The sequence below is a fragment of the Rubripirellula lacrimiformis genome (genome assembly GCF_007741535.1).
GTDB lineage: Bacteria > Planctomycetota > Planctomycetia > Pirellulales > Pirellulaceae > Rubripirellula > Rubripirellula lacrimiformis.
In genome coordinates this window covers 3,246,677-3,261,726 of sequence record NZ_CP036525.1, presented here as the reverse complement: position 1 = coordinate 3,261,726, position 15,050 = coordinate 3,246,677, and the positions used below count along the sequence as shown (strand labels likewise).

The following is a 15,050-nucleotide window of genomic DNA, read 5'->3' as shown; positions in this document are numbered from 1 at the left end:
GTTTGTCGCAAGGGGATATTTGGACCAAGATTTGCCCTTCCGCTGGCGCACAAGCTTTGCCATATTTCCCAATCGTTTCGATAATTGGTGAAATTCCAGGTCGCCGGTCAGGGTGCGCCCGCACTTCGGTGGCGTTCCCAAAATCCCTCTGTCCTGGCAGAATGCCACAGAAGGCGATCCGATCGGCGAACGCGACGCAGCTCCGCCGTGTCCGAAACGACACCCTGTTCGACACACGTTCCGTACAAGCGACAGCCTGATGCTGACCGGTGAATGCCGGTCATGCTGAATTTGGCGACGCAATTTTAAGAAAACTGAGCGTGCGAAAGCCACGGTCTTGGGCATTCCAAATTTCAGATGCGGCAATGTTGTCCGTATCCCCAAGGACCTCGGTGACTCGCACGCACGTTTAGGTGAAAAGTTATGAGTCTGGCGAAAACAAGAAACATCGGGATCAGCGCTCACATTGACTCGGGGAAAACGACCCTCAGCGAGCGAATCCTGTTCTACACAGGCCGGATCCACAAGATCGAAGAGGTCAAAGGTGGCGGTGACGGCGCGACGATGGATCACATGGAGCTTGAAAAAGAGCGTGGGATCACGATCACCAGTGCCGCCACGTCGGTGGAATGGAAAGACTACAAGATCAACTTGATCGACACGCCCGGACACGTTGACTTTACCGTCGAAGTGGAACGGTCGCTTCGCGTTCTGGACGCAGCCGTGCTGGTCCTGTGCAGCGTCGGTGGCGTGCAAAGCCAATCGATCACGGTCGACCGCCAAATGAAGCGGTACCAAATTCCACGTCTGGCGTTCATCAACAAGATGGACCGTACCGGTGCCAACCCTTACCGCGTTGTGCAACAACTGCGCGACAAGCTGAACGCCGACGCGTTCATGATGCAAATTCCAATCGGCGCCGAAGACAACTTCCGTGGCGTGGTCGACCTGATCGAAATGGTCGCCTATCTGCACGAAGGCAATGAAGGCGAAATCGTGAAGACCGTGCCGATCCCGGCCGACCTGCAAGACGAAGCCGAAGAAAAACGCGGCGAAATGCTCGAAGCCCTGTCGATGTACAGCGACGAGCTGATGGAAAAGCTGCTTAGCGAAGACGAAATCACCAAGGAACTGATCTACAAGGTCACCCGTGATGCCGTCAACGCTGGTGCAACCCCGGTCTACATGGGAACCGCGTTCAAGAACAAAGGCGTTCAACCTTTGCTGGATGCCGTCACCCGTTACCTGCCCAGCCCGTTGGATCGCGAAATCAAAGGTCGTGACCCTTCGGACGAAGAACGGCGAATCGAACTGCTGCCCGACAGCACCCGTCCTTTCGTTGGCATGGCATTCAAGATCGTCGAAGATCCCTTCGGCCAGTTGACCTTCATGCGTATCTACCAAGGCACGATCAAAAAAGGCGACGGATACGTCAACCAACGTACCGGACGCACCGAACGATTCAGCCGCATCGTCCGCATGCACAGTGAAAAGCGAGAAGAAATCGACTCGGCCTCCGCCGGCGATATCGTCGCCGTCATGGGGATCGATTCGGCCAGTGGTGACACGTACGCTTCCGAGCGTGACTTCTGTACCCTGGAATCGATGTTCATCCCGGACGCTGTGATCAAGGTTTCGGTCAACCCGAAGAACCGCAGCGACAGCGACAAGATGGGCAAGGCCCTGCAACGTTTCCGCAAGGAAGACCCTACGTTCCGCGTCTTCACCGACGAAGAAACCAAGGAAATCCTGATCAGCGGAATGGGCGAACTGCACCTCGACGTCTATGTCGAACGGATCCGTCGCGAATACGGCGTCGACATCGAAGTGGGTGCCCCCAAGGTCAGCTACCGCGAAAGCCCGACCAAGGAAGTTTCGTTCGATTACAAGCACAAGAAGCAATCGGGTGGTTCGGGACAGTTTGCACACATCAAGGGCAAACTGATGCCGATCGAATCGGACAGCGAAGACAGCTTCGAATTCGAAGATCACGTCACCGGTGGACGCATTCCAAAGCAGTACATCCCAGCGATCGAAAAGGGATTCCGCGATAGCCTTGGAAAGGGCCCTGTCGCTGAATACCCCGTGGTGGGAACTCGGATCGACCTCGAAGACGGTAGCTTCCACGAAGTTGACTCGTCGGAAAAGGCTTTCTATACCGCTGCCCAAGGTTGCTTCCGCGAATACTTCAAGCAGGCTGCACCGAAACTGCTCGAACCGATCATGAACGTCGAAATCGAGTGCCCGGAAGTATTCCAGGGCCCCGTCGTTGGCGACGTGATCAAGCGTCGTGGATTGATGACCAGCACCGACGTGATCGAAGGCAACTGTGTCATCAAGGCTGAAGTCCCATTGGGCGAAACCTTCGGCTACGCCACCGACCTGCGAAGCATGACCCAAGGTCAGGGAACGTTCACCATGGAACTGGCGACCTATCGCCAAGTCCCATCGAACATCCAAGAAGACATCATCGAAGCCAAGAAGAAAGCTGACTTGGTCGCATCCAAGTAAGCGAACCGATTTGAATCGAATCACAAAACGGCGACGTGCTTCTAGCACGTTGCCGTTTTTTTTTGCGCGTTACGGAAACAGAAGCCTCCAATCGGCAAGCCGCTTGCGCCTGAACGAAAGGCTGGGATCACCGAAAGTCTAGACGTCGTGTCGATTCAGTGAGCCGTTGATCCCTCGCTCACGCTTCGGGCTAGGATCTGCACGCTAAGTTCAGGAAAACGATTGAATCAGCAGGCCGCTATCGCCCGAACGGCGACTTCCTTTTTAGCAACGAGCGATCCATCAGTGTCGCGATTCAAGTCATCTCGCCCCCGCCGCGCAGCGGTTTGCGGGGGAGAGTTAGAGTGAGGGGAAAAAAAGAAACGGCGCGATCCGTTCGGTGAAATGTCGGCAAAGACCGGAAGGCTTGCGTCCTAACGCTAGCACTAAGATTTGCAACTGGCTTGAATCGACAAACCGTTGAGGGGGTGTCGATTGAGCGAGCCGTGATCCCGTGAGCGGCCGGCCCCCCAATGCCCGTGGCATCACGGCCAATGCGGATCACCATTGCCGCTGAAAGTTCGACTCAGTTGACAAACCGTTGACGACTTCCCCTACGAAGGTTCGCTAGCGTCCGAGGCCGCTTTCCGTTCCCGGACAGACGGCCTGCACACCCTTTCAAGCCAGCGATTCAGATCACCGTCAACTGCGAGTCCGGCACCCAACCTTCGGATCCTTGGCGGCGACGAATCTTGACCCAACCTTTCCGCTGCTCCACCACACGCACCAATTCTCCATTGCGGTCGATCAGCTCGTCCTGAACCGGAAACTCTTTCCCGTCCCCTTCGTGAATCTGTAGCGGGGAATGAACGATCACGGCCGAACCGTCACGTGCCAAAGGCAGTACGCGTGACCAATACGAAACCGCCGCCGGCGCGGCAACCAAGACAGCGATGACCGCGACGATTCGACAAGCACGCCGCACGGGAGTTCGAATCAACACCGACGCCGCCAATGCCACCCAACACACCCACCATCCGACCAGCCCGATGACTCGCATCGCCGCAGGTCGGACCACTCGCAACAGGCGGTCGTTTGCCCAAGCAAACCAGGCCGATACGGTCGGATTGTGATCGACACCGGCGTCGCTCTCGGCTTGGGCCAGATGGTCGTGGTAACGCACGTTTTCGGGATTGATCCGCAGCGCCTTGCGATAGGCGGCGATGGCTTCACCGACGCGCCCCGATTTCTGGGCCGCTAAGCCCCAGTTGAAGTACAGCCGGTCGTTCACCAAGCCGCCTTCGGCCAACGATTTGTATCGCTCTGCCGCCAACTCGAATTGCTGCATCGAATCGCTGGTGCCCGGATCCTGGATCGCCTGTTGATACAAATCGACCGCTTCCCGTGCGATCGCGATTTGCTGTTGATCGCTCAACAGCGACGACTGGTCCTGAGCCGCCGCCGCGGACGAAAAGAGGTGGCTACCCGCGAAGACGACGCCCAGTACGGCGGTGGTACGAAGCTGCCCCGTGCGTAGCGGCCGCGATCCAGTTTTCGTGCTCACCGCTGCCGCGATCTTGCGGGCCTCGTCTTTCATCGACTGCAAACCCGCATCGCCTGTGGGATCGGCGATCACAGCACCTTCGCTGCGGCCCATCGACATCACTCGTTCGGTCCTGATCGCCAGTTCGCTCTGCCCGTCCCGACGCAGCGTCCCCACCACTCTGTCATCCAAACCATGATCACCATCTAGCTTCAACCGACCGGCAAGATAGACAGCCAACGCCGCCGCAACCTCGTTGGCGGTCTGTGCGGAATCAATCGCTTGATGAAATCGACGCTTCGATGAACGCCATCCGAACAACCACCGGCGTGATGCGAATCCCCAAGCCAAAACCCATAGCATCGGTGCTAGGCCTAGCCACAGCATCGATCGCATCCCCAATGGTTGGTGGTTGCCGCGTTGGAACATCAGTTCATCGGCCGAAAAGCCCCGGTCACTCACCGTTGTCCCTGCGAATGAATCCCACCGGAACGGTTCCGTGGCATCGGCAATCGGCGCAGCCTTTCGGTCAGCGACGATCGAGTCCAGCTTCAGCAAGTCGCCTGGTTGGATGTCGACCGAAATGGGATCCGACGCCACGGTGACAAACTTTTCGGCATCGGGGTCAAAGTAACTGAACTCGATCGGGGGAATTTGTTGCGGTCCCTCCCGCCGAGCCCGAATGGTGGTTTGAAAAGTCTTTTGGTTGCCATCGACGTAACCAGCCAGGTCGTCGTCCGCCACTTTGAAGCCATCGACAAGCTGCGACTGGGATGCCAAGTCTGGTGCCCGGACCAAATCCAGGGGACCGGTGCCGCGGACGTTGATCGTCAACGTGATCGGGTCACCGACGTTTGCATCCCGTGGGCTTGCTTCGACGTCGATTGTGTACCGGCCAACGGCGCCACGGTAGCTCGCGGGGCGACCATCCTGAGGAATGGCAACCACATCGATCGGATCCACGACGGCTTCCGCCGCGATCGGGCGAGTTTCGGTAACAGCTAAACCAGAGCGAGATCGAAACAACGAATCCGTCGGAATCATTCCACCGAACATGGAACCACCCAGGGGCGATCCCGAATCGCCAAAAAAGTCTTCGAACGGATCGCGTTGACGTCCGATCTTTGTCGGGTAATCCATTTCGATGCGGATGTCGTCCGCATCGATACGTCCGGTATGGGTCGGATAGACGGTTGCACTGATCTCGTACAACCAATACTTGCGATCCAGCCCGTCGGCATCCTTGCGATAGACTTCACGACCATGGCCGGGTCGCCGCCTCTGCTTGGCCAGGTCCTGCAACACATCTCCGAACTGCCCCCAACGGGTTCTGCGAGAAATCAGGCCCCAGGTCTGACCCTCGCTTAGTTCGACTCCGTAGTCTTCGTTTTGATAGGGTCGAACCCAAATCTGCAGAGTCAGATCGACCGACTGACCAACGAAAACACGGTCCTTGCCGCCACGAATTGCGACGTACATCAGATCGCCAGTTTCGCTCTTCGTGGCCCCCAATCGCACCGCCTTGGTGATCGTCCGCGAACCTTCTGTATGGATCTTGATCGGCGGGATCACAAACTCCCCCTCTCGCTGCGGTGTGACGCTGTATTGCAACACCAACGAATTGTGCAGACGGACTCGTCCGTCGCTGCCGATCATCTGTCGTCTCGAAGACGACTGCCCAGCGGGCTCGATCAACAATCCATCGACATCGGGAATCTCCGGTTCGCTTTTCAGATTGCCGTCGACAGCGATCTGCAACGTTACCGACTTACCGACATAGGTCTGCGGGGACGAAATCGCGATCGCAACTTCCGCCGCGTTTGCGCAGGCGGATCCGACCAGTCCAATCCAAAGTACAACGCTTAACCACGTCCGCATCACGCTACCGCTCCTTGCCAACAACAACTTCGATGGTCACACAAGATCCAGATGTACTGATATTTACCAATCACGGTCGACAATGACTCGGCGCTGACGCATCGCTTCCCGCCGCTGGAACCGCCTTAGCATGTCGCGGTCGCGAATCGCTTGCAGCATTTTCTGTGCTTCCTGCGGCGTCATATCGCCGGTCACAGGCGCCTCGACAATTTGGCCGGCATCCTGTGCACCCGATGCCTGTCCACCATCGCTCGGATCCGCATTCGCAGCCGTCAAATCGCCTCGACTGCCATCTTCCCCGGACTTCTCTTCGTCCGACGCCTGATCGGTGCCCGACGGCGAGGTGGGATCGGTGGGGTCCGCTTGTTCCGAAGGATCGGCTTGGCTCGCCGCATCGGCGGCTGGCTGACCTTCACCATCAGGCGACGACTGCTCCTGTGGTTGGTCTCCCCGTGCTTGGTCTCCCTGTGCTTGGTCTCCTTGGGACTGATTCGGCTGAGCGTCTGAATCGTCTGGTGCTCCCGAGGACTGTTCGCCCATCGATGAATCGTCGGCTGATTCTTCTGCTGAATCGTTCGATGGCGACGACGAATCGCCCTCGGACGAACTACCACTGGTGGACCGTTCAGGCGACTGCCCCGAGTCACTTGATTTTTCAGATTCGGAACCCGCATCTTCGGGCGGTTTCGATTTTGTCGAAGCATCGCCGGAGGCCTGCTGCGAATCATCTGGCTTTGAATCATCGGCCTGCGATTCATCGGATGGGGACGGTGGATCTTGTTCGGCCTTCTCCTGGTCGTCTTCCGGCTGATTCTCGTCTTCCGGCTGATTCTCGTCTTCCGGTTGATTTTCGTCTTCCGGTTGATTTTCGGGGTTTTCTGGATCGGTTGAATCCGGTGGATCGCTGTCCTCGAGACGCTGGATCAGTCGCACCGCTGCTTCTATATTAGCGCGGGCATCTTCATCGGATGGATCCAGTCGTAGCCCGCTGCGATAATGCCCCACCGCGGCCCGAAGCAGCTGGATCGCCGCGTCAGTTTGACCGGATTGCTCGTCCTGCACGATTGCGATCGCCTGGCGGTAGATCGCATTGCCAAGGTTGTAACGTGCTCGGGAAGCGATGGACGTATCGTCCGATGCCGACGCCGCCTGGAATTTCTCGGCCGCCTCGGCGTACCGATTCAAACCGTACAGTGCGATCGCCTGGTTGTAGGTGGCGACGTCAAAGGCAACCGAGCCCGGAGTGGCTGACTGGGCGATGGACGCAAAGTTCTCCGCAGCCAGATCCAAATGCCCCTGTTCGAGCTGCTGCTGAGCCTGCCGAAGCGAAGTTGGTTGGGCACCGCTTTGCGGCGCAAGCACGGAATCCGATTCGGCGTTTGTCGGCGCACTCGCGGCCAAGCAAACCGCCAACCCAATGATCCAACGCATCGTCATCCAGCCCATCGAGTACCTTTTCGAATTCATTCACAAAACCGGTCCGCCGTGTTCTATCGCCACCGGACGCGGGGATTGCCGCAAGCCGAGGTCGCCCGACCGCTGGCCGCTAACCGGTGACCGGTGACCGCTAACCGCTGACCGCTAACCGCTGACCGGTGGATACGGGGCGATTGGATCACGTCCCACCACCCCCGAGCGTGCACTGGCCTCGCCCCAGGGGGACGCAGATACATGGATTTTACTCCATCCGTCAAAACGCTGGTCCCCCACCGGATACACGATCGGTGGGCACGCGGCGAGAGTCAATTTTGGCGAATTCCCGGTGCAGGTGCCAGACCAACCATGAATCCAACGCTGGGTTGCATTGACGAACCTGTCTGACGATCATCGTGGCTTTCACGTTCATGATCCCAAGGACTGATTCCTCGTGCCCCAGCACCACGACATTATCATCATCGGCGGTGGGATTGTCGGACTGGCCACGGCGATGAGGCTGTGCCAAAGGTTTTCGGATCAGCGCGTGCTGGTCGTCGAGGCCGAACAGGACGTGGGCCAACATCAAAGTGGTCACAATTCGGGTGTGTTGCATTCGGGCATTTATTACCGCCCCGATTCCGAAAAGGCACGGATGTGTTTGATCGGCAAAGCCGCGATGGAATCGTTCTGCGATCAGCACCAAATCGCGTGGGACCGCTGCGGCAAGGTCATCGTCGCAACCACTCCAAACGAACTGAATCGTTTGGATTCGATCGCCCAGCGAGGCGTCCAGAACAAGGTTCCCCACCAACGGATCGATACCGATGACCTGCGGTTGATGGAACCGAATGTGGCGGGCCTAGCGGCGCTGCACGTGCCCGGAACCGGCATCGTGAACTATGGCAAAGTCTGCCAAGTCATGCGTGATGTGATTTGCCGATCGGGAGGCGAGTTGCGCGTCGGTTTCTCGGTCCAGCAGATCATACGTGTCGGGCAATCGCTGACGCTGAAATCGCGTTCGGGCGATACCGTCCAAGCCGCCCGGATGATCAACTGTGGCGGCCTACGAAGTGACCGAATATTCGAAATGGCTGGCGGTACGCGGACGGTGCGAATCGTGCCATTTCGAGGTGAATACTATGATCTGGTCGCCGGCCGTGAATCGCTTTGCCGCAATCTGATCTATCCAGTCCCCGATCCATCGTTCCCCTTTTTAGGGGTTCATTTCACGCGGATGATCGATGGGGGTGTCGAGTGCGGCCCCAACGCGGTGCTTGCCTTGTCGCGGTCAGGGTATCGATGGCGAGACGTCCATCTAGGCGACATGATCGACAGCATCGCGTTCCGGGGTTTCCGATCGCTGGCAAAGCGACATTGGCGGATGGGACTGGGCGAAATGCATCGTTCGGCCAGTAAAGCTGCCTTCGTTGCCGCCCTGCGACGCCTGATCCCCTCGATCCGGCCCAGCGACCTGAAACCGGGCCGTTCGGGTGTGCGGGCACAGGCGGTTTCGCCCGACGGGCAATTGATCGATGATTTTTTGATCGAGGAAAGTGATCATGCGATCCATGTCCTTAACGCACCATCGCCGGCTGCCACCGCATCGATCGCGATCGCAGACCACATTATCGATCGATTCGCAGGCTAAAACCGGACCGCCCCCCCTGTGGCAAAGCAAGCCAACGACCGATTGGCGATCTCGGCGGGATCGACGGTTCCAGGGCCCGCCTGACAGCCTCTTTGCGACAATTGAGACGTCGTGCTACCTTACGCTCGGAATGCAGTGTTAATTCAGGGACACTGCGTTGCATCCGGGACGCTGTCTCCTGGCCATTGACCAATCCCTTCCCTGCGGAAGCTCCCACGCTTTCCCCATCGGTAGCATCTTGAAAGTCCCTAAGCGTATCCAACCCCTGATCGAAGACGGGCTCGTCGACAAAGTCCTGGGCTCACTGATGAGCGGCAAAGAGGCTCAGGTTTTTCTTGTCCTCTGCGGCGACGAGACTCGCTGCGCCAAGGTCTACAAGGATGTAGCCAAACGCAGTTTCAAGAATGCCGTTCAGTACCAGGAAGGCCGGAAAATCCGGAACAGCCGCCGACAAAGGGCGATCGAAAAGCGTTCGAAATTCGGACGCGACCAACAGGAAGTCGTTTGGCAACGGGCCGAAGTGGACGCGCTTTACAAACTGGCCACTGCCGGTGTCCGAGTTCCCAAGGCATACGGTTTCTTCGATGGCGTGCTGTTGATGGAACTGATCACTGACGGCGAAGGCGGCGTAGCACCGCGGTTGAACGACATCTCGATGTCGGCCGAACAAGCGGTCAGAGATCACGCCACCGTCATGACCTATGTGCTGCGCATGCTATGCGCTGGACTGGTGCACGGCGACCTATCGGAATTCAATGTTCTTCAGGATGCATCGGGACCTGTCATCATCGACTTCCCACAAGTCGTCAACGCATCCGGAAACAACAATGCGAAGACGATGCTGCAGCGTGATGTTCGAAACATCACGCAGTACTACGCACAGTATGCACCGGAACTAGCGGATTCTCACTACGCCGAAGAGATGTGGGAACTGCACGAAAAGAGCGAACTGGATCCCGATCTGAAACTGACCGGCAAGTTCAAATTTTCGACCGAGTCCGCCGACGTCGATTCCGTGCTGCACATGATCGACCTGGCGTACGAAGAAGAAATGGATCGACAGGACCGATCCGAAAACGGCTAATCCAGCCCATCAAAGTCCTCCGCTTTGCGTCCCGCCAAATCGATGACGTGCCAAAGCACCATCGGTAAACGCAAGCGAGCGGTTCAGCATTTGCCAAACCACTCGTCGCGACGGATTCCGTACCGATAAAACCAGTCCGCTTGGTCGAAGTTTACTTCTTGCGACGAACGATGTAAGTCTTCAGCTTTCGCGTCTCCGATTCGAACGTGATTCCGAGTTCGTCCTGGTACCACTGTCGAGCCATCGGAAGGGATCCCTTCCCGACAAACCAGGGCGAATCGCTAGCGACCAGATACTGGTCGTAGTTCACAGACTTTGTGTAGGCGTCCCACGAATCGTACTTGCTTCGGTCAAACTCGGGCGGTTTCGGAAGCCCCGTCTGATCAACAATGATCGGGTGTGTGCCACCGATCACTCGGGCGTTCTGCAGCTCGTGGAAGTCTTGAATAAGTTGCGGCAATGAAACGGGATGCAACCGATGGCCGACGCCTAACTTGACCACGCCCCGTAGCCGGCGCCCACCTTCGACGAGAGCGGGGACCGGTGGATTGACTTCCTTGTACGACTTGTTGGTCACGCCGTCATGCTTAGCGATCCAAAACTGGCGTTCCTCTTCTACGATCGTGAATTCCAAACCGACTGTTGCCAGCGTGAAAGAGGTCCAATCCTGCCATGGTGTGTTCTTTTCGCAAACCAGGTCAGACCGATCAAAGGTGACGTCTGCTAGGTCCCCTTCAACACGCCACCGATACAAATCACGCTCGTCTTCTGGACTCGCGACGCGGAAACGCACGAAATCTCGCACATTCATCTCTTCCGCTTGGCCAGTGTCCAACGGAACAACCCAGAAACGTCCGTCCGGAGTCAGCTTCGTATGCTGGAACGAAAAGACTTTCTGTTCCATCCGCTCGACGATCCTTGGCAACGGTAACGATGGTTGCTGAACCATGGCGGCGCCGACATTTTGAACATGCTGATTCCAAACGGCAACCTTGTCATCCATCTGCCCCCCATACCGAACGTTCTCGGTGGCCGGTGGAGAGTACGAAGTGATCCTATCAGGCAAAGGTTCATCAAACGAAAGGTTCAATTCAAGCTCAGTGACCGGCTGCCCATCCACGACACGGTTTCGCGTCAAGGACACGGGCAGATTCGTGCGGTCGTCAAACCAGAAATCCGTGCTTACACCATACCGATTCAATCGTGTTCCGCGAAGATTCTTGCCGTCCATTTCACGTGATCCAAGATCGATCATCTCGTTCCCCTCTAACTTCAACAGCCGCAAAAATTTGCTCAACGTTTCGAATCGACTGATGGAATCTTTCGAATTTCCCTTCATCACAAAAAGCAAGTCAGCATCGCTTTGATATTCGTTCAACGTTTCGGCGTTACGAGTAATCGTGATCGGCCCCATCGCTTCATAGGACCGCACGTTTCGATCTCCGTCGGTCCAGTACCAAGCGTCGATAGCGTGTCTCCCTTCGCCTGTGTCTGTACCGTTTTCCAACGGCCATTTGCGAATCACTTTTGTTGCCCAACCGGTTGCATGGACCACGTCCACCTTCTGCAAGGCCGCAACCGCTTGCGCGTACAGCGACTTTGGCTGCATCATCCACCAACCGACGGCAAACAGCAGCGAGGCGGCGGTCGCCAACGCTGCAAAGCGTCGGAGTGATCCGCGTGCCGATCGGTCGACTTTAACGCGTTCATTGACTGGTTCATTCGCGATCTTCGCTAGAACTTGTTGCGTGAAATCGGGAGGTCCAGACAAGTCGATTTTCAGTTGCTCCAAACGAGCATCCAGTTCATTGAGTTGGCTCATGCTTCCTACACTCCTCTTGGGTTAGCCATGCGTGTAGTCGCTGGCGTGCGCGAGAAAGTTGTTTTGTAATGGTGCCGACGGGGCAGCCGAGCATGTCGGCAATTTCCTGGGCGCTGTGCCCCTCGAAGTGCTTCAGTGCGATAGCGATCCGCTCTTGATCAGGCAGTCGATCGATCAATTCCAACAGTTCCATCGAACTGCTGGTCCATCCGCTGGAATCGACTGCGGTATCTGGGTCGAGCGTAGCGGGCGTATTGCGTATCTGCTTTGCGGCGGTTGACGATGCGCGACGTCGAACGATCCCCACCAGCCATGCAGGAAAACTGCCATGATCTCTAAGCGTCGAAAGCCCCTTGAATGCTGCGATGAAAGAATCCTGAGCGATATCGTCGACCAGATGGTCATCCTGAACGATTCGCTTGGCGGTCCCGCGAGCAAGACGTTCGTAGCGGCTAATAAGCGCCGCATACGCATTGGTCTCGCCGGCGAGTACTGTTTCGATGATCTCTCGGTCGCTTGACACAACGGGGCCCTCTCTAGTTTTGCGGAAAGCGCTTCCCGATGAAGCCCGTCACATAAGTAGTCTCAAGAAGGGCGATCTTTGCGGCAATCATTCCGAGAGTTTTTGCGTATCGCGTAACAAAATTTGGTCCAGGCAAACTTTCAATCGGTATTGGCTAAGACATTGATCGCCACCGCCAACGTAGTGGTCTTCGCCAGAAATCATTTCCAGCCGGGGTTACTAATGAAGGGAATTTTGGCGAATCCCACGACGGAGGCGGCGCTGATTGGATCGATGCCCGTTCTGCAGACTGGCGAATTCGCCGTGACTCGGTTGCGGGGCCTTTGTTGCGGCACCCTGTACCGGTACGCTGTTTACTATGCCTAAACGCCACCGAATCCAGTTTCCGCCATCCAATTCCGAACAACTAGGGCAAGACGAAGTCTTCTTTACCCTGATGGAGGATGGTGAAGAAAAACGATTGCGGTTCCACGATTACGAAGAAATCTACCAGCGGCCCGGCTTGTACGAACAGCTGTTTTACGAGCGACTTCGTTGCAACTCGCCCGAGAAAGTTGCCGATCTGCTGCAACGTGCACTCAATACCGCCCGCGAATCGGTAACCGAGTTGCGCGTGATCGATTTGGGAGCTGGTAATGGAATGATGGGCGAGGTGCTGAAACGTGACGGCGTCGCCCGACTGGTGGGTGCGGATATCATTCCCGAAGCTCGCGATGCGGCGTACCGAGACCGATCCACGGTCTATGACGACTACTATGTCCACGACTTCGCAAGCCCCGACCCGGACGTGTTGGATGAAATCCGCGAGTGGCGGTTCAACTGCCTAACCTGCGTCGCAGCACTCGGCTTTGGCGACATCCCACCACGAGCGTTTTTCAATGCGGTGAAGCTGGTTCAGACCGACGGTTGGCTGGCTTTCAATATTAAAGAAACGTTCCTGGATCCTTCCGAGAACACAGGGTTTTCGCGTCTCGTTCGCGAATTGATCTTCTCGAAGTACCTCGACATCTATCATTTAGAACTCTACCGACATCGCCTGTCGATGGAAGGGACGCAGCTGTTCTACTATGCCTTGGTCGGGCGTCTGACGGCTTCGATTCCAGAAGATTTCCTGGAACAACATGGTATCCAGGACTAGGGCGACGTCGCTGGTCGGATCGGTTCTTGGATCGATCGTTGCACAAGACGCCAAAACAGAATCGATGCCAACAGACCGACCAACGCGAATACGGCCAGCACCGCGAACACGTACTGGTGGCCTAACGGCCCCGGCCATCGATCCAGCAGGATCCCCATCAGTGGTCCCATGAAAATGTCAGGCGTGTATCCGACAACCGATACGATGCCGACCGCGCTGCCGGTGTCCCCAAATGGCACGCGACCTTCTTCCATCATCGCGTAATACAGTCCTCGCAAAGCGAACACTGCTGAGCTGGTGGCGATCAGTGTCACAAAAAAGAACGCTGTCATGCCGGGACGAAACGTACCCGCTGCCATCATGGTGCTGCCAAGCGCCAGCATCAACAGACTTAGAGTCGTTAATCGGGCGACGCCAAAGCGATCGGCAAGCAGGCCTGCAGCGATCGCCGCGAAGGGACGCATCCACATCGAAAGTGTGCCTACCCTGGCCGATTGAACTTCGTCGAATTCCAAGACTTCGTGGGCGTACAGCGAAACATCGTCCAGCCCCTTGTAACCCACGTACGCGCAGACGACCACGATCGCTTGCAGCCACACCGTCGGCATCCGTATTACACGGTTCAGTCCTTTCGGTTCGAATCGGTTCGGCATTTCACGCGGCGTGCTGCTCTGCTGTGGAAGTGCAAACCACACGAATACCGCCGCGGCAAACGTGATTCCCGAAAACAGCAAGATCACGTTTCGAAAGGCGCTTTCCCGCTGTTCCGGAGATGCACTTTGAACTTCGTCGGGCATGAAGAATGCGAACAGCGCCACCGCCCCGCTGCCAATGGCCGCAGCCACCAATCCACGGCCTCCGTCGAGTATCCCGAAGGCGCGACCCGGTAGTTTGGCCCCGCCCCACGCACGTGTTGCTCGAATCAACGGCGCCCAAAACAACAGGATCGTCGTCACACCCCAAAAACCATACAACCCATTCAGTGCCGCCAACGATGGGATCGAAGTCATCACCAGGCCGCCCATCGATGTCGCCAGCAACGCAAACGCCATTAGCTTTCTCGCCGGATACCGATCTGCCAGCGGCCCACCCGGGAAGTACGCCAACATCGCGACCACTCCGTAAACCGAAAATGCGATCCCTAGTTCTAGGTTGGTCAGACCGAAGACATCCAACAGCGTCGGACGGAAAACGCGGGGAAGCACAAACGGCAAAAAGAAGACGGCTTCGCCAGCGACAACCAGCGCGAGGATCGAGATCGATCGACGGATGAACGATGATTCCTGATCGAGGTTGTGCATGCACGGGTACTAGCTAGGAACGGCCTGCGAAGCGTAGCTAACCATGCGCCCCCCACCCGAATCTGTCAATCGCGGCGACTCGCCAACGGAAGATTTGGTCGGGTTCCAACCCGCGTGCCGATGGCGACTTCTGGTCCGTCATGCCCATCCCACACCGCCGCTATGATTAGAATGAGCGACCGCAGCACGAAAAATGGAGTGTTCGCC

General features: G+C 57.0%; 9 protein-coding genes. 4 read left to right on the top strand and 5 right to left on the bottom strand.

Going from position 1 to position 15,050, the window contains the following annotated elements:
- The first annotated feature begins 423 nt into the window (after positions 1-423).
- On the top strand, positions 424-2,511 hold the full coding sequence (fusA, locus tag K227x_RS11580) for an elongation factor G (RefSeq protein ID WP_145169639.1): 2,088 nt from the start codon (positions 424-426) through the stop codon (positions 2,509-2,511).
- Positions 2,512-3,181: 670 nt separating this feature from the next.
- Here the strand turns inward: fusA and K227x_RS11575 are convergent.
- Positions 3,182-5,911 (bottom strand): BatD family protein, encoded by a 2,730-nt coding sequence (locus tag K227x_RS11575; RefSeq protein WP_145169638.1) that lies wholly within the window; start codon positions 5,909-5,911, stop codon positions 3,182-3,184.
- Positions 5,912-5,974: 63 nt separating this feature from the next.
- Positions 5,975-7,378: a hypothetical protein gene (locus K227x_RS11570; protein WP_145169637.1), complete on the bottom strand. Its 1,404-nt coding sequence runs from the start codon at positions 7,376-7,378 to the stop codon at positions 5,975-5,977.
- A 400-nt stretch (positions 7,379-7,778) separates the two neighbouring features.
- Between K227x_RS11570 and lhgO the strand changes: the two genes are divergently transcribed.
- Both lhgO and K227x_RS11560 read left to right on the top strand, forming a co-directional pair.
- Positions 7,779-8,975 (top strand): L-2-hydroxyglutarate oxidase, encoded by a 1,197-nt coding sequence (lhgO, locus tag K227x_RS11565; RefSeq protein ID WP_261343433.1) that lies wholly within the window; start codon positions 7,779-7,781, stop codon positions 8,973-8,975.
- 238 nt (positions 8,976-9,213) lie between these two features.
- Positions 9,214-10,059, top strand: coding sequence for a PA4780 family RIO1-like protein kinase (locus K227x_RS11560; protein WP_145169636.1), 846 nt, complete (start codon positions 9,214-9,216; stop codon positions 10,057-10,059).
- A gap of 151 nt (positions 10,060-10,210) precedes the next feature.
- Here K227x_RS11560 and K227x_RS11555 read toward each other — a convergent pair whose 3' ends face one another.
- Together K227x_RS11555 and K227x_RS11550 are read right to left on the bottom strand one after the other, a co-directional pair.
- On the bottom strand, positions 10,211-11,881 hold the full coding sequence (locus tag K227x_RS11555; protein ID WP_145169635.1) for a hypothetical protein: 1,671 nt from the start codon (positions 11,879-11,881) through the stop codon (positions 10,211-10,213).
- The gene (locus K227x_RS11550) at positions 11,865-12,404 is read right to left on the bottom strand and encodes an RNA polymerase sigma factor (RefSeq protein WP_145169634.1); all 540 of its coding nucleotides are present in this window, start codon (positions 12,402-12,404) and stop codon (positions 11,865-11,867) included. Before K227x_RS11550 ends, K227x_RS11555 begins: the two co-directional genes overlap by 17 nt.
- 358 nt (positions 12,405-12,762) lie before the next feature.
- Here K227x_RS11550 and K227x_RS11545 point away from each other — a divergent pair, with 358 nt between their 5' ends.
- Positions 12,763-13,542, top strand: a complete 780-nt coding sequence (locus K227x_RS11545; RefSeq protein WP_145169633.1) for a class I SAM-dependent DNA methyltransferase — start codon at positions 12,763-12,765, stop codon at positions 13,540-13,542.
- Here the strand turns inward: K227x_RS11545 and K227x_RS11540 are convergent.
- The gene (locus K227x_RS11540) at positions 13,539-14,843 is read right to left on the bottom strand and encodes an MFS transporter (protein WP_145169632.1); all 1,305 of its coding nucleotides are present in this window, start codon (positions 14,841-14,843) and stop codon (positions 13,539-13,541) included. The genes K227x_RS11545 and K227x_RS11540 overlap by 4 nt on opposite strands.
- Positions 14,844-15,050: the final 207 nt, after the last annotated feature.

Excerpts from the sequence above, each read along its gene's own strand:
- fusA (WP_145169639.1), top strand. The coding sequence starts at position 424 with ATGAGTCTGGCGAAAACAAGAAACATCGGGATCAGCGCTCACATTGAC.
- K227x_RS11575 (WP_145169638.1), bottom strand. The coding sequence starts at position 5,911 with ATGCGGACGTGGTTAAGCGTTGTACTTTGGATTGGACTGGTCGGATCC.
- K227x_RS11570 (WP_145169637.1), bottom strand. The coding sequence starts at position 7,378 with ATGAATTCGAAAAGGTACTCGATGGGCTGGATGACGATGCGTTGGATC.
- K227x_RS11555 (WP_145169635.1), bottom strand. The coding sequence starts at position 11,881 with ATGAGCCAACTCAATGAACTGGATGCTCGTTTGGAGCAACTGAAAATC.
- K227x_RS11545 (WP_145169633.1), top strand. The coding sequence starts at position 12,763 with ATGCCTAAACGCCACCGAATCCAGTTTCCGCCATCCAATTCCGAACAA.
- K227x_RS11540 (WP_145169632.1), bottom strand. The coding sequence starts at position 14,843 with ATGCACAACCTCGATCAGGAATCATCGTTCATCCGTCGATCGATCTCG.